Here is a 14,740-nt window from a genome sequence, read left to right as displayed (position 1 = left end):
CCGGGCGGCCCGACCTGACCTGATCCGAACCGACCCGGCTCGGTCGCCGGGGCCGTCGGACCGTCAGCCCGTCGGGACGTCCGACGGCGCCGCCGGTGGGTTCGCCGGCGGGGGAGTGCTGCCCCCGGACGGGGTGGTGGTGTCCGTCGGGGCCGGCCAGGGCTGGTGGGCCGGGTCGTTGTAGACGCCGGTGCAGCCGCGGCCGGCCGGCTGGACCCCGCAGACCTGCAGGGTGGTGTCCGAGCTGCTGGCGTCGACCATCGCCGAGTAGTTGTCGTACCCCCAGTGGATCTCCGCGGTCTGCTGTTGGCCGCTGTTGGTGGTGATGGTCGCCGTGTCCTTCGGCGCCCCCTGCTTGATGCCCGCCCATGCGGCCAGACATCGCTGGCTGTAGCGGAGGTAGATGATCCGTTCACCGACGTTGGCGGTCAGCAGGGTCCGGGCGTCGACGGCGCAGCCGCTGCCCTGCGGGTCCTTGCCGACGCAGCCGACCCCCTGGCAGGGCGGCGCCACGCCCGGTGCCGAGTGGCCGTTGGTGGCCGTCGGGGTTGGGCCGTGCCCGGCCGACGTCTGCCACGGCGGCGTCTTCCACAGCAGGGCGGTGAGGGCGAGAGCGGCCGTGGCGAGGGCGGCGACCAAGGCGATCCGCAGCCGGCGGCGGCTACCGCGTTCGGTCCGCCGGGCCGCCGTCCCGGGGCTGTCCGCCTCGCCGATGGGCTTCGGTGGCTTCGGGAGGTCGACCGCTCCGGCCGCCGCGGTCTCCCGAGCCGCCGTGGCCTCGGCCGGAGCTCTCGTCGGGTCCTGCGCCGCCGGGTCCTGCGCCGCCGGTGCAGCGACGGTCTCCCCCTCGGCCGGCTCGGCCGGGACCGCGCCCGCGGGCTCCGGCGGCGCGGAGGTGGGCTCGTCGGCGAGGGCATTCTCGAACAGCGCGGTGAGTGCCGCGGAATCCGCTCCGGAGGCCTTCAGGAGACTGTCCAGCGCCTGCCGGGTTATCAGCCGTTTTCCGTTGAGCCAGCGCTCCCAGGAGGCCTTGCTGAAATGCGTCCGCCGGGCCGTCTCGGCGAGTGACCAGCCCTGTGTGTCCTTGATGTCCCTGAGGTGCTCGACGAGCAAACGCGTCGATTCGGACATCTCGTCGGGAAGCGGTCGCCATGTGGAATTCATGGGGAATGGCACACTCCAGTCGAAATCGGAAAGCGGATTCTGACACTCCGTCAAAACTGTTGCCCACCTGCATAGTCCGTCCGTCTCAGGATCGGCGGGCCTGCGTCTCAACATACAGATCAGAGGCTTGAGACGTTCCGCGAAGTCTCAAAGAACCCGATCCCCCTCGATCTCCGCTTCACCGCCGGGCCAGAGTTGTCGCTGTCGGGCAGGGAACGGTCCGGCAAATGGCACCGGAGTCTTCGTGCCTTTCCGACAAAGGCGGACGACTCCGAATTGCGAACCGAAAGGCATGGCAATGAACATGAAGAAGGCAGCCGCCGTTCTGGCTGCGGCGACCCTCGGGACGGTGCTTCTCGGCACCGCCACTCCGGCCCTCGCGAGCAGCGGAGGCTGCGTCTCCGGTGACGCCTGCGTCTACTACAGCCCGGGCCTGTCCGGTGCGAAGTTCGGCAAGGGCGAGTACGGCAACTACGACGGCGTGTTCGGCGGGGGCGGCGCCGGCAACGGCCAGGCCGTGATGAACAACGCGGCCTCGGTCCGGAACATGGACTCGAACTTCAACCTCCGGGTCCACTACCGCGAGTACAGCGTCCGCAACTCCGGCCCCAACCAGTTCATCCCGCACGACAGCTGGGCGAACCTGGGCGCGGTGCCGTGGAACGGCGGCTCGGTGAACATGCGCAACAACAACCACTCCCAGAGCTGGGAAGCCCGCTGACCGGGTGACGACCGGTGCCGCGCCGTCCGCGCCGACCGCGGGCGGCGCGGCACCCCGGCCCTGCCACGACCCGGCCCTGCCGCACTCCGGCCCCGCCCTGCCGCACTCCGGCCCCGTCACGACCCGTCGCGGTCGCCGCTCGACCCGCCGAGCCGGCGCTCAAGGAGCTTCGCCATGACGTCCCCCCGCCGTGCCCGCTGGGCGCCGGCCCTGTCGCTGATCACCATCGCCCTCGTGACCTCCGGGTGCGCCACGGGCCCCGCCGCCCCGCAGGCCCGCCCGTTCGCGACCCTGGCCCCGATGGATCCCCCTCCGGTCGGTGAGGTTCCCCGGCTGACCCGGGTGGACGACCGGCGGCTGCCGGTCGAGTCCTACCTGCTCACGGGGGAGCAGTTCCGCACCTACGACGCGGCGCAGGACGTGCTGACCGCCCGTTGCGTGCGGGGGTTCGGGCTGGAGTACGCCCGGCCGCCCGGCTCGGGGGCGGCGCCCGAGACGCAGACCACCCACCGCTACGACCCGGTGGATCCGGCGGACGTCGCCGCCAACGGCTACCACTCGCCCGACCCGGCCGCCGGTCGCAAGCCGGCCGGTGCCCCCACGGTCGATCCGGACGTCCGCACCGTCCTCGGCAACGGTCTCGCGCCGGACGGCAGGACCGCCCCGGGCCTCGCCACCGAGTTCCACGGCAAGGCGCTTCCGGCGGGCGGCTGCATCGCCGACGCACAGCGGCAGTTGATCGCGAAGGGCGGAACGGGGCGGGACGCCGACGTCGCGGTGGCGCTCAACTTCGAGGGCTTCGAGCGTTCGAAGGCCGATCCCCGGGTCCTGGCGGCCTTCCAGGCCTGGTCGGCCTGCATGAAGGAACGGGGCTACGACTACCCCACCCCCGGCGACGCCCTGAAGGACGCGCGCTGGGGAGCCACCCCCACGGCGACCGCCGAGGAGATCGCCACCGCCACCGCCGACGTGGACTGCAAGGCCAGGGCCAACGTGGTCGGCGTCTGGTTCACGGTCGAGGCGGCCTACGAGGACGAGTTGATCCGCCGTCACCAGGAGGAGCTGACGACGGTCAAGGTCGGCAACGAGGCCATGACGGCACTGGCCCGTTCCGTCCTCGCCGCCGGCGGCTGACCCGGCACCCCACCTGAGCCGGCACCCCACCCCACCCCACCCCACCCGAGCCGGCCCGGGGCGCGGCCGCCCGTCCCCGTCCGGCCCGCTCCCGCACCATCCCTCCCGCACCATCCCTCCCGCACCATCCCTCCCGCACCATCCCTCCCGCACCGCCAGGTCGCGGCGCCGCCGACCGGCGCGCCGCGCCGGATCCGTGCGTCCCGTCCCGGGCCCGCCCGGGAGAGAAGGAAGTGTGATCCCCGTGTCCACAGCGATCCTCCGTCCGCCCACCCGGGCGTCCGGCGCACGCCTCACCTCGGCGGCGCTCGCGCTGGCCGTGCTCATGTTCGGACTGCTGCTCGGCCCCGGCGCGGGCCACGCCCACGCGGTGGACGTGCGGCTGCTCCAGCGTGACCTGGCGGGGCTCAGCTACGCCCCGCTCAGCGGTGTCGACGGCGTCTACGGCCCGCAGACCACCGACTCCGTGCGGCACTTCCAGCGCGACAACGGCCTGGCCGTCGACGGCGACGCCGGCATGAACACGATGGCCGCGCTGACCGCGAAGGTGAAGCTCGTCCAGGCCAAGGCGGGCACCTCCGCCGACGGCGACTACGGGCCGGGCACCGTCAGCGCGGTCAGGACCTATCAGAGCGCCCACCACCTGGGCGTGGACGGCATCGCCGGCCCGCTCACCATGGGCGCGATGAACATCGACCGGATCACCTCCAGCGGCACCGGCACCAGCGGCGACACCCGGCTGCTCCAGCGCAACCTGGTCGGCCTCGGCTACCTCGGCGCCGGCGGCGTGGACGGCGTCTACGGCCCGGGCACCAAGAACGCGGTGCTCTCGTTCCAGAGCGACAACGACCTGTCGGTCGACGGCATCGCCGGCCCCCTGACCAACGCGGCGCTGACCGCGAAGGTGAAGCAGGTCCAGGCCAAGGCGAGCACGGCCGCCGACGGCGACTACGGCCCGGCCACCTCCGGCGCCGTGCGGACCTACCAGAGCGCCCACGGCCTGGAGGTGGACGGCGTCGCCGGCCCGCAGACCATGGCGTCGATGGGCATCTCCCGCGAGCTCGGCGGCGGCAGCCCGGGCGGCGAGAGCGGCGGCACCCCCACCGTTCCCCCGCTGGACGGCAGCGTCCGCGACAAGATCGTCCAGGCGGCCCGCTCCCAGCTCGGCGTGCACGAGTGGGGCAACAACTGCAACCCGTACGGTCCGTGCGAGGCCTGGTGCGCCCTGTTCGCCAGCTGGGCCTGGCGGCAGGCCGGCGTCAACTTCAGCACCGCCTTCAGCGGGGACTTCTACTACTACGGCCGCAACCACGGCACGCTGCACAGCGGTCTGAGCAACCCGCAGCCCGGTGACGCGATCGTGTTCGGCAGCGGTCCGCAGAACACCAGCACCAGCGTGCACGTGGGCATCATCGAGAAGGCCAACGCGGACGGCACCGTCGACACCATCGAGGGCAACTCCAGCGACCAGGTGATCCGGCACCACTTCTCCCCGGCGGCCCGGGGCGCGTACGCCGTCGTCTCCCCCGCGGGAGCCTGATCGGCCTCGGTGCCACCCCGGTTCCGGACGCGGCCCCCGCGTCCGGAACCGGGGTCTCCGCGCGTGCCCGTCCCCGCCGGTGGCCTCCCTGGGCGGGTCCGGCGCGGCCTACCGCCGGTGGCCGGAGCGCCCGCCGCCGGCGCGGGTTCCGGGAGCCCGGGAGTTCACCGGGTGTCGTACGGGGCGAGCACCAGCCGCACCACGTCCTCCAGCCGGCGGCGGGCGTCGCCGAGGGTGGTCCGGCCCGTCACCCAGGCCGTCAGCTCGCCCTGCCAGGCATGGCCGACGATCTGTCGGACGAGGTCGCTGGCGGCGGTCGGCACCTCCGCCATCACCGCCTGCAGGGCCGCGTTGTCGGCCCGGGCCATGCCCTGCAGCGCCTCGCTGGCGAACGGATCGGTGGAGGACGCGACGGCGACCCGGAGTCTGGCCAACTGCGGCTGGCGCTGGTAGGCCCGCATGCCGTGCCGGACGAAGCGCACCACCCGGTCGGTCGTGCCCGGCCCGCCGCGCGGCCCCCGCAGTTCCGCCACCAGGTCGGCCAGCAGCAGCCGGTGCCACTCGGCGATCGCGGCGGCCAGCAGGTGGTCCTTGGAGGAGAAGTAGCGGTACGCCGTACCCAGGGCGACTCCGGACCGCTCGCAGACCTGCTTCATCTGCAGCCGCTCGACGCCGATCTCGTTCACCAGGGCCAGCGCAGCGGCGATCAGACTCTCGCGGCGTTCGAGTTGACGTGGAGACATCGCCTCCACCGGCCGTGGTGACAGGTCAACCTTGGTCACCCGCACCATCATACGGGCCGGGGCGTTACCGGAGTATGACGCGTGGAGACCCCGGTGTCACCGCAGGCCGCGGCGGTCGCGCACCAGCGCCTCCTGGACGGCGGAGGCGACCAGCAGCCCCTCCCGGTTGTAGAACTCCCCGTGCGCCAGGCCCCGTCCGTCCGAGGACGAGGGGCTGCGCTGGGCGAACAGCAGCCACTCGTCGGCGCGCACCGGGCGGTGGAACCACATCGCGTGGTCCAGCGAGGCGATGATCACCTCGGGTGGTTCGCTGCGCTGGAAGCGGTGCGGCTGGAGGTGCAGGGTGGCCGTCGAGGCGAGCGTGAGGTCCGACAGGTAGGTGAGCGCGCAGACCTGGAGCAGCTGGTCGTCCGCGGGGAGCGGGGTGCCGGCCCGCAGCCACACGAACTGCTGTGGCACGCCGGGGATTTCGGGCGGCAGGCCGGGGGCGTCCGGCGGGATGAAGCGCATCTGCAGGGTGCGGAAGCCGGCGGCCCGGGCATAGTCCTCCGGGTCCGACTGCTCCCAGAACAGGAACGGGTCCGGCAGTTCCTCGGGCCCGGGCACCGGCGGCATGGTGCGCTGGCGGCTCGGGGTCTCCTCGGGATGCTTGAAGGACGCCGAGAGGGTGAAGATCACCTCGCCGCGCTGCAGCGCCGACACCCGGCGGGTGGCGTAGGACAGCCCGTCGCGGACCCGGTCCACCTCGTAGGTGATCGGGTTGGTCGGGTCGCCCGGCCGAAGGAAGTAACCGTGCAGGGAGTGCACCGCCCGCTCGGGCCCGATGGTGCGTCCGGCGGCCGTCAGCGCCTGCGCGGCGACCTGGCCGCCGAAGGCGCGCATCGGCGCACCCGCATGGCACCGGCCACGGAACAGGTTCTTGTCCAGCTCTTCGATCCGCAGCAGCTCGGCGAACGGTCCGATGCCGCCGGGCGCCTGCGTCTGCTGCTCATGTGGGTCGCTCACCTGTTCATAGTGGCAGATGCGGGGCGGCCGGCGATGTGACGTGGGTTACCCGGGCCGGCGCCCGGCGCCACTGCAACACGTTCTACTCCGACGCTCTGTCAGAGCCTGCGCCTAGCGTTCCGGCCATGACGCAAGCCGTACAGGCGTATGCCTACCTCCGCCACTCCGCCGTTCGCGAGGACCCCGCCGGCCGGCGCCTCGCCCTGGAGACCTCCGGCGGTGCCACCCCGGCGGGGGAGGCCGCCCACCCCCGCTTCTTCGACGGCTTCCTCACCGCCCCGGCGCCCGCCGCCGCCGCGCTGCTGGCCGTCGCCGACGTGGCCGCCGCCCGCTACCACCGCCCGCAGCTGCGCGCCTCGCTCGACCCGGTCGTCACGGCCAACGGTGACCGGCTGCGCTTCGAGTCCTTCTCCGGCTGCGGCGGCGTCTACGCCCGGCTGGACGTGCTCGCCGACGGCCTGGACGGCGACGAGATCGGCCACGGCACCACCAACGTCGACGTCAACATCCCGCTGCGGGAGGCACTCGGCCGGATCGGCGCGGCCGAACCGCTGCACCTGGCCGTCGGGCCGGACGCCCTGGAGGTCACCACCTTCGAGGGGCCCGTCGTCGAGCGCAAGGTCCCGCTGCCGGACCGCTGGCTGCGCGGCTTCGCCGAGACCCAGGTCGTCGCCGCCGGCTTCGACCTGCGCGCCGAACTCCCGGCCGCCGAGGCGGTGGCGTTCCTGCGCGCCCTGCCCCGCGCCGCCGGCGGCGCACGCTCCGGCCCCCCGCGCTGGGTGGTGCCGGCCGGGCGGACGCTGCGCCCCACCAGCCGCCCGGTGCCCGGCGCCGTCTGCCTGCCCGGCCCCGAGCGACTGGTCGCCCTGCAGCGGGTGCTGCGCCACGCGCGGGCCCTGCGGGTCTACGGCCCGGCCGGCGTGCGGGACGCCTCCGCCGCCGCCTGGGAGGTGGTGCTGCCCGGCATGCGCCTCACCCTGACGCTCTCGCCGGACGCCTCCCGCGGCTTCTCCGGCGAGGGCGCCGTGCTCGGCGCGCTGGCCGACGGTGACGAGCGGGACACCGACCGGATCGCCGAACTGCTCGCCTGGGAGCCGCGGATCGAGCCGGCCGACCTGGCCGAGCAGTCCGGCCTGCCGGTCGCCCGGGTGCGGGCCGCGCTGACCCGGCTCGGCACCGCCGGACAGATCGGCTACGACACCGCCGAGGCCGCGTACTTCCACCGGCAGCTGCCCTACGACTCGGGTCGCGCCGAGGCGCACAACCCCCGGCTGCGCGCCGCCCGGGCGCTCGCCGCGGCCGGCGCCGTCCGGCTGGAGCCGGGCGGGACGCTCGCCACCGTGACGGTCGACGACCACCTCCAGCGGGTCCGGACGGACGAGAGGGGACGGGCGAGTTGCACCTGCCTCTGGTGGGCCAGGTACCGGGGTGGGCGCGGGCCCTGCAAGCACGTGCTGGCCGTCGGCCTGGCCCGCGCGGCGGCGGCGACCGGGGCCGTCCGGTGAACCGGGGCGAGGAGTTGCGGCTCAAGGTGGCCCTGCGGGACACCCGCACCGCCGGCGAGAAGGTGCTGGACGCCTGCCGCGGGGGCAAGCCCTCGCTGCTCCCCGGGCTGCTGGCCGGCATGACTCCGGTCGAGCGCCGGGCCTGCCTGCCCGAGCTGAAGGAACTGCGCCGGCAGGTGCGCGCGGACTGGTCCACCGGGAGCCGGCCCGTCCGGGAGGCCCTGCAGGCGGCCGGCGCCGGTTGCCACACCTCGCCGGTGGCGGCCGCCACCTGGATCGGCTCGGGCGACCTGGCCGGCTGGACCGGCCTGGACACACCCGCGGTGGTCACGGTGATCGGGCAGCAGCCGGCCGACTGGCAGGCCACCGTGGTCGCCAGGCTCGCCGCCCGCCGGCCGGCGGCCTGGGGCTGGAACGACTACCCGGTGATCGAGCGGCTGGTCCGCACCTCCGGCTGCCCGGTACCGACCTCGGACACCTTCGTCGAGGGCTGGCTGCGCGACCGCACCTGGGGCGCGAGGGGAAACCGGCGCCGGGGATCCCTGCTCGACCTGCTGCGCGCGGACGACCTGCTGCCCGTCCTGCTGCCGCGGCTCTTCGAGATCGCCGACGTGGGCGACCTCGCCGTGCAGCCGAACCGGGCCCCCGAGGACGGCTGGCCGGGGGCGCTGGCCGCCCTCGCCCGGGACGGAGCGCTCGACCGGGCCGATCTGATCGCACGCTGCACCGCCCGACTGCTGCGCGGCGGGAAGCCGGCCGACCAGCGGGCCTTCCTGGCCGTGCTGGAGGCCCTCGCCCCGAGCCCCGAGGAGCACGCCGTCCACGCCCGCAGCCACCTGGCGATGCTGGCGGGGCTGTCCTCGGTGGCCGGCCACGCCCAGCGGGTGCTGGCCGACCTGGACGAGCGGGGGCTGGTGGAGCCCGAGCTGCTCGGCGAGGCCTCCGAGGCGGTGCTCTTCCGGACCGAGAAGAAGCTGGTCCGGGCCCAACTGGGCTGGCTGGACCGGGCGGCGCGGCGGGATCCGGCCCGCTCCGGTCCGGTGGTGCTGGCGGCGGCCGGCGCCTTCGGGCAGTCCGACACCGCGCTCCAGGAGCGCGCGCTGAACATCGTCGCCCGGCATCTCCCGGCGGCCGGCCCGGCCGTCCTGCCGGAACTGCGCGAGGCCGCCGGAGCCCTCAACCCCGTCCATCACGCGAGGGCGGCCGGGCTGCTGGGCGCGGACCTCGCGGCGCCGGAGGCCGCCCCGGCCGACCTGCTGCCGCCCGCTCCGCGACCGCAGCCGCTGGGCGCGCCGCTCGCCACCCCGGCCGAGGTGGCCGAGGAGCTCTCCGCGGTACTGGCCGGCGGGGCCGACGTGGCGGCCTTCGAGCGCACCCTGGACGGCCTGGTCCGCCACGCCCACCGGGACCGCGAGGCGCTGGTCGAGGCCCTGCAGCCGGTGCTGCGGGTGCACCCGTGGTCGGGCGTGGGGCGGTGGAGCGACTGCGGCCCGCAGGACGTGCTGTTCGTCGCCGCGGCCGTCGCCGGCCTCGTCCCCCCGCATCGGCTCTGGGACGGGCTCGGCGTCCGGGGCAGCCGCTCCCCGTTGCGCTCGCACACCGGCAACACCGCCTTCGGACGCTGGTTCGCGGTCCGGCTGGAGGAGGCCGCCTGGCAGGTGACGGCGACCCGGCCGCCGCTGCTGCTCGCGGTGCCGACGGAGGTGAGCGGGGCGCTGGACGCCGCCGAACTGGTGGCCCGGCTGACCGAGTACGAGGCCGCGGGCGTTGCACCGGGGTCGGCCGACCTCTCCTGCGCCCTGCTTCGGGTGGCCCCCACCGAGGACCGGGCGGTGCTGGCCGCGGCCGGCCGGCTGGTCTCCCCGGCCGGGCGGTGGGCGGCCGCCTGGCTGCGCGACGGCGGGCTGGCGGATCAGCCGTCCGAGCGGGTCCGCTTCGCGCCGGGCGGGGGCGGCGAGCCGGTGTTCCGCTTCCTCGACCGCTGGTGGGAGCGGTTGGTCCGGATCGAGGTCGCCCAGCCCGGGCCGAGGGTGCCCGTGGGCCCGGCCGGCGAGCAGCTGGTGGCGGAGTGCCTGGAGCTGCTCGCCGCGACCGGGCCGGGCGTGCAGCGGGCCAGGACCCAGGCCGAGTGGAACTGGGTGCCGACCCCGCACTGGCTCGCCGCGCTCCCGCACCACCGGGAGGAGCTGGCCGCCCGCCTGCTGGACGGCTTCGCCGGCGCCGCGGACCGGGACGAGCGGGGCGCCCCGCAGCTGCTGCCCCACCTCGCCGAGGCCGGCGGCCCGGCCGGGGTCGCGGTGCACCTGGCGCTAGGGTACGGGCTGGCGGCGCGTCATGAGGAGGACCGCACGGCGGCCGTGGACGCGCTGCTCGTGCTGGCCGCCCGCGGGGACCTGGACGGCGGGCTGCTGGGCACCGAGCTGGCGGCGCTGGCCGCCGTCGGCGCGGTCAAGCCGAGCCGGCTGGCGCCGGCCCTGGCGGCGGCGGCCGGAACCGGGGCGTACGGGACGGTCTGGACGGTGCTGGCCGGTGCGCTGCCGGGGCTGCTGACGGGGGAGCCCGCGCGGGGGCTCGGCGAGCTGCTGACGCTGGCGGCGGACTGTGCGCGCCGGGCGGGCGCCCGCGGCGCCGTCGCCGAGGTCACCGCGGTGGCCGGACGGGGCGGGTCGAGCAGGCTGGTCCGGGAGGCGCGGGCGCTGCGGGAGGTGCTGGGGGAGGGGTGAGGCCGGCCCGCCGAGGCCGAGCGGTCGGGGGTGCCGAGCCGCCGGAGTGCCGGGCCGCCGGGGTGCCGGGCCGCTGGGGTGCCGGGCCGCTGGGGTGCCGGGGTGCGCCTGCCGGCGGACCGGAGTCAGCAGCCGGGGCGGATCGGCGCGGACGCCGTCAGGGCGAGCGCGGCGGTCCGCAGTTGGGCCGCCCAGGTCCGCCGGTCGACTCCCAGCGTGTAGTCGAGGCAGCAGTCGCACTGGGGGATCAGCAGCACGAACGCCCGCTCCTCGGCGGTTTCGACCTCCGTCTCCCACCAGTCGTCCGTCGCCAGGTCGGTGGGGGCGATCTCGCCGTCGACGAGTCTCGCCGCCAGTCGGCTCAGGGCGTGGCGCCGTGCCAGAGCCGGATCGGGCGGCTCGATGCCGGACTCGGCGAGGGCCTGCCGGAAGGCCTCCCGGACGTCGTGGGGGTCCGCGGTGCGCGGCAGGCCGGCGAGCTCGCACAGCGTCGGGGTGTCCAGGCCGGCCGCGAGGGCCTCGGCGGCGATCATCGGCAGGTCCTCCGGGCCGATCTCGTTCGCCAGGTAACGGCACGCCGCCTCGCCGAGAGCGGTGGGGCCGCTCCGGGTCGGGGCGTCCGGCTCCGGTGTCGCTGCTGCTGCTCCCATGCTTCCCACGATGCCAGCACCGCTCCCGGGGCGGTCGCACGGGGGGCGGTCCGCCCGACGCCCACCCGAGCGTCGCGCCGTCGGCGGGGCCGGTGCCCGAGGACGACACGTGTCGGCGGGGCCGCTCCCGGGTGCCCGTCCGGGTGACCGTTCGGGTGTCCGTTCGGCTGCCGGGCGAGCAGCACCCGGACGGTCGGGACGATTTGAGAACGGTCGTTCTTGACTGATCGTTCCTTAACTCCTAGGGTCGTCGTCATGGGAAGACCACGCGCTTTCGACGAGGACGAGGCCGTCCGGACCGCGGCCGGGCTGTTCGCCGCCAGGGGGTACGAGGGCACCTCGGTGGACGACCTGGTCACCGGGCTCGGTGTCCACCGGGGGAGCCTCTACAAGGTGTTCGGCAGCAAACGCGGCCTCTACCTGACGGCCCTGCGCCGCCATCTCGACCAGGAGGTCCTGCCGCTGGCCCGGGCCGTCGCCGCCGCCCCCGACCTGGCCGGCGCGCTGACCCTGGCCGTCGCCGCCTTCGACGGCGGCCCGGCGGCCGGGTTCCTGCTGCTGGCCGCCGCCGAACGGGCCCCGGCCGACCCGGAGGTCGCCGCCCTGGTCGACGAGGGGCTCACCACCCTGGACGAGGCCTTCGACCGGGTGTTCGCGGCGACCGGAGCGCCGTCCCCCGAGGACGGCGGCGGCCTCGCCCACGTCCTCGGCGCCGCCGTCCTCGGGCTGCGCCTGCGGGCCCGGGCCGCCGGCTCCCCGCCGCCCGCCGGAGCCGTGCTCGACCTCGCCGCCCGGCTCACCGCCGCCGGCCCACGGCGCTGAGCACCCACCGGGCAGCACCCACCTGGCAGTACCGGCCGGCGGCGGATCCGCCCGGCCAAAGACGCAGTACCAGACCCGAGCAGCAGAAGAGGAGCGTTCGATGGCCCGTGTCAGCATCACCGACGGGAACCTGGTGGTCGAGGTGGAGGGGAGCCACCGGCTCTGGGCGCTGAAGAGCCGGATCGAGATCCCGCTCGGCAACGTCCGGGGCGCCACCTTCGACCCCGGGATCGTCCACGGCTTCAAGGGCTTCAAACTGCTGGGCACGCAGGTGCCCGGAGTGATCACCGCCGGGACCTTCCGCTCCGACGGCGACCGGATCTTCTGGGACGTCCGGAACCCGGCCGGCGCCATCGTGATCGAACTCGCCGACGAGACCTACACCCGCCTGATCATCGAGGTGGCCGACCCGCGCGCGGCCGTGGACCTGATCGAACAGGCCAGGCGGCCGGTCTGAGCGCCGGCCGGGCCGGCTGCCGCGAGTCGGTCCCGCCGCGCCCCGCACCGCGGACGCCCGGATCCCCCGCCCGGGCCGGGCGGGGGATCCGGGCGTCGCCGGCGGGTCGGATGATCAGACGGTGACCCCGTCGCCCTCCGCCGCGGCCACCTGGGGGCCGGCCCCGGTGTCCCGGCCGGCCGATCCGGCCGGTGCGGCCCGGCCGGCCTCGGCGGAGGCGGAGTCGGCGGCGAGCGAGTCGGGGACGAGCAGGTCGGCGCCGTCCGGCAGCGAGGCGACCGCCCGCCACCAGAGCTGCAGCGCCGGCGGCGCGGCCGGTTCGAAGGGCTCGCCGGGGCGCGGTACCGCCACCGTCGCCGCCAGCTCCCGGGCGGCCGCGATGCTGCGCTCCGGCGGCTCCTCCCACGGGTGGGGCGCCAGGTTGAAGGTGCACCAGTGGATCGGCAGCATCACCTCGCCGCCGAGGTCCAGGTGGGCCCGGACCCCCTCCTCGGGCGTCATGTGCACCTCGGGCCAGTACTCGCTGTACGCGCCGACCTGCATCATCGTCGCGTCGAACGGCCCGAGCCGCCGGCCGATCTCGGCGAAGCCGGGGAAGTAGCCGGTGTCGCCGCTGTGGAAGACCCGGTGCTCGGGGCCGGCCACCGCCCAGGAGGCCCAGAGGAAGAGCGGGCTGTTCCGCGGCCCCCGGCCGCAGTAGTGCCGTGCGGGGGTGGCGGTCAGCCGGAGCCCGGCGACCTCGGCCGTCTCCCACCAGTCCAGCTCGGCGATCTTCCCGGCCGGCACCCCCCAGTGCTCCAGGTGCGCGCCGAGTCCGAGCGGTACGGCGAAGGTCGCACCGGTGCCGATCAGGGCCTGGATCGTCGCCATGTCCAGGTGGTCGTAGTGGTCGTGCGAGACCACCACGACGTCCACCGGACCGATCTCGTCCAGCGGGATCGGTACGGGGTGCAGCCGCTTGGGCCCGGTCCAGCCGAAGGGGGAACAGCGCTCGCCCCACACCGGGTCGAACAGCACCCGCCGGCCGTCCAGCTCGGCGAGCACCGTCGAGTGGCCCAGCCAGGTCAGCCGCAGGCCGGACGCCGCCGGCTCGGCCAGCTCCGCCGGCAGCGGCCGGTGCAGCGGCACCGGGGCGACGGGCACCCGGCGGCCCCGACTCAGCTGCGCCCGGGTGACCTCCAGTGGCGACCTCTCGTACACCAGGCGGCGGGTCGGCACCGGATTGCGGAAGGCGCCGTCCACGAACTGTGGCGACCGGTGGATCCGGGCCAGGCGCTCACCGCGCGGGTCGGCACCGAAGGCGGCGGTCCGGATCTGCTGCCAGGCTGTGCGCGGCAGTCCCTGGAGTCCGGAGGGGGAGGAGAACTGCGAGGTCAGACCGGTGATGCGGGAGTACCACGGGAGGGGGCTGGGCACGGTACCTCCAAGGACGGGAGCATCCGGGCCGCACCGGCGGGTTTGCCGTCGTACGGCCGTCGTACGAGCGACTACTGCCCAGCTGCTGCGGTTCGAATACCGGCATGCCGAGGGCCGTACGACAGCGAGGCAGGAGCCATTGCGGTATGACGACCATCTCGTCGGACCATACCGGCCGTCGGCGGGCCCGACCCGGTGGAACGGTGTGCGGCACGCCGTTCGGCGTACCACGCGCCGTCCCGCCGGGCGGCCTGCCGCCCGGCGTCTTCGGTGGCCCCCGACGCGACGCCTCGCGGCCCCGGAACCCCCGGCGTCAGAGGTAGAAGCGGGTGATCGTCTCCGCGACGCAGTGCGGCTTGGCGCTCGCCTCGCTCACGATGGTGAACCGCACCACCGCCTGCACCCCGCCCGGCACCTCGGTGGCGGAGACCAGCTCGGCCGTCGCCCGGACCGCGGTGCCCACCGGGACGGGCGCGGGGAAGCGCACCTTCTCGGAGCCGTAGTTCAGCGCCATCCGGACCCCTTCCACGCCGTAGCACTCCTTGGCCAGCACGGGGATGAGCGACAGCGTCAGGTAGCCGTGCGCGATGGTCGAGCCGAACGGGCTCTCCTTGGCGCGGGCCGGGTCGACGTGGATCCACTGGTGGTCGCCGGTGGCCTCCGCGAACAGGTCGATCCTGGCCTGGTCGACGGTGTGCCACTCGCTGGTGCCGAGCTCGGTGCCGACGGCCGCGGTGAGGTCGGCGAGGGAGGCGAAGATCGTCAAGATGCGCTCCAGGGGGCGGGATGCTCCGGGGTGGGGGCGGCGCCGGGGTGCGCGGCGCGCGCGGGCCGCCGGTGCCACCGCAGAGTATGCCTAC

13 protein-coding genes are annotated in these 14,740 nt (G+C 75.3%); 7 read left to right on the top strand and 6 right to left on the bottom strand.

Going from position 1 to position 14,740, the window contains the following annotated elements; all coding sequences use genetic code 11:
• Window positions 1-63: 63 nt before the first annotated feature.
• Window positions 64-1,131: a DUF2690 domain-containing protein gene (locus tag ACFTWP_RS20775; protein ID WP_380266089.1), complete on the bottom strand. Its 1,068-nt coding sequence runs from the start codon at window positions 1,129-1,131 to the stop codon at window positions 64-66.
• Window positions 1,132-1,468: 337 nt separating this feature from the next.
• On the opposite strand from ACFTWP_RS20775, the gene ACFTWP_RS20770 reads away from it, so the two are divergent.
• From ACFTWP_RS20770 to ACFTWP_RS20760, 3 genes are all read left to right on the top strand, one after another.
• On the top strand, window positions 1,469-1,885 hold the full coding sequence (locus tag ACFTWP_RS20770; RefSeq protein WP_380266088.1) for a hypothetical protein: 417 nt from the start codon (window positions 1,469-1,471) through the stop codon (window positions 1,883-1,885).
• A gap of 174 nt (window positions 1,886-2,059) precedes the next feature.
• Entirely contained in the window at window positions 2,060-3,019 is a 960-nt protein-coding gene (locus ACFTWP_RS20765) for a hypothetical protein (protein WP_380266087.1), read from the top strand.
• 244 nt (window positions 3,020-3,263) lie between these two features.
• Window positions 3,264-4,559 (top strand): peptidoglycan-binding protein, encoded by a 1,296-nt coding sequence (locus tag ACFTWP_RS20760; RefSeq protein ID WP_380266086.1) that lies wholly within the window; start codon window positions 3,264-3,266, stop codon window positions 4,557-4,559.
• A gap of 164 nt (window positions 4,560-4,723) precedes the next feature.
• On the opposite strand, the gene ACFTWP_RS20755 is transcribed toward ACFTWP_RS20760, so the two are convergent.
• Both ACFTWP_RS20755 and ACFTWP_RS20750 read right to left on the bottom strand, forming a co-directional pair.
• Window positions 4,724-5,341 carry a TetR/AcrR family transcriptional regulator gene (locus ACFTWP_RS20755; RefSeq protein ID WP_380266085.1) on the bottom strand — a complete coding sequence of 206 codons (618 nt, stop codon included), beginning with the start codon at window positions 5,339-5,341 and terminating at the stop codon, window positions 4,724-4,726.
• A 57-nt stretch (window positions 5,342-5,398) separates the two neighbouring features.
• A complete protein-coding gene (locus ACFTWP_RS20750) occupies window positions 5,399-6,307 on the bottom strand; it encodes an acyl-CoA thioesterase (RefSeq protein WP_380266084.1) in 909 nt (302 codons plus the stop codon).
• A gap of 125 nt (window positions 6,308-6,432) precedes the next feature.
• Between ACFTWP_RS20750 and ACFTWP_RS20745 the strand changes: the two genes are divergently transcribed.
• Entirely contained in the window at window positions 6,433-7,812 is a 1,380-nt protein-coding gene (locus ACFTWP_RS20745; RefSeq protein ID WP_380266082.1) for an SWIM zinc finger family protein, read from the top strand.
• Entirely contained in the window at window positions 7,809-10,535 is a 2,727-nt protein-coding gene (locus tag ACFTWP_RS20740) for a DUF6493 family protein (RefSeq protein WP_380266081.1), read from the top strand. The genes ACFTWP_RS20745 and ACFTWP_RS20740 overlap by 4 nt, the downstream gene beginning before the upstream one ends.
• Window positions 10,536-10,660: 125 nt before the next feature.
• Here the strand turns inward: ACFTWP_RS20740 and ACFTWP_RS20735 are convergent, their stop codons facing one another.
• A complete protein-coding gene (locus tag ACFTWP_RS20735; protein ID WP_380266080.1) occupies window positions 10,661-11,185 on the bottom strand; it encodes a hypothetical protein in 525 nt (174 codons plus the stop codon).
• A 255-nt stretch (window positions 11,186-11,440) separates the two neighbouring features.
• Between ACFTWP_RS20735 and ACFTWP_RS20730 the strand changes: the two genes are divergently transcribed.
• Window positions 11,441-12,007: a TetR/AcrR family transcriptional regulator gene (locus tag ACFTWP_RS20730; RefSeq protein ID WP_380266079.1), complete on the top strand. Its 567-nt coding sequence runs from the start codon at window positions 11,441-11,443 to the stop codon at window positions 12,005-12,007.
• A gap of 100 nt (window positions 12,008-12,107) precedes the next feature.
• On the top strand, window positions 12,108-12,464 hold the full coding sequence (locus ACFTWP_RS20725) for a hypothetical protein (protein ID WP_380266078.1): 357 nt from the start codon (window positions 12,108-12,110) through the stop codon (window positions 12,462-12,464).
• A 114-nt stretch (window positions 12,465-12,578) separates the two neighbouring features.
• On the opposite strand, the gene ACFTWP_RS20720 is transcribed toward ACFTWP_RS20725, so the two are convergent.
• On the bottom strand, window positions 12,579-13,802 hold the full coding sequence (locus ACFTWP_RS20720) for an MBL fold metallo-hydrolase (RefSeq protein ID WP_380266176.1): 1,224 nt from the start codon (window positions 13,800-13,802) through the stop codon (window positions 12,579-12,581).
• A gap of 391 nt (window positions 13,803-14,193) precedes the next feature.
• Complete coding sequence (locus tag ACFTWP_RS20715) at window positions 14,194-14,649, bottom strand: MaoC family dehydratase (RefSeq protein WP_380266175.1); 456 nt, start codon at window positions 14,647-14,649, stop codon at window positions 14,194-14,196.
• Window positions 14,650-14,740 lie beyond the last annotated feature (91 nt).

Origin of the sequence: Kitasatospora sp. NPDC057015, assembly GCF_042673745.1 — a bacterium.
Classification (GTDB): domain Bacteria; phylum Actinomycetota; class Actinomycetes; order Streptomycetales; family Streptomycetaceae; genus Kitasatospora.
The sequence above is the reverse complement of the archived record's forward strand: the minus strand, read 5'-3'. Positions and strand labels throughout refer to the sequence as shown.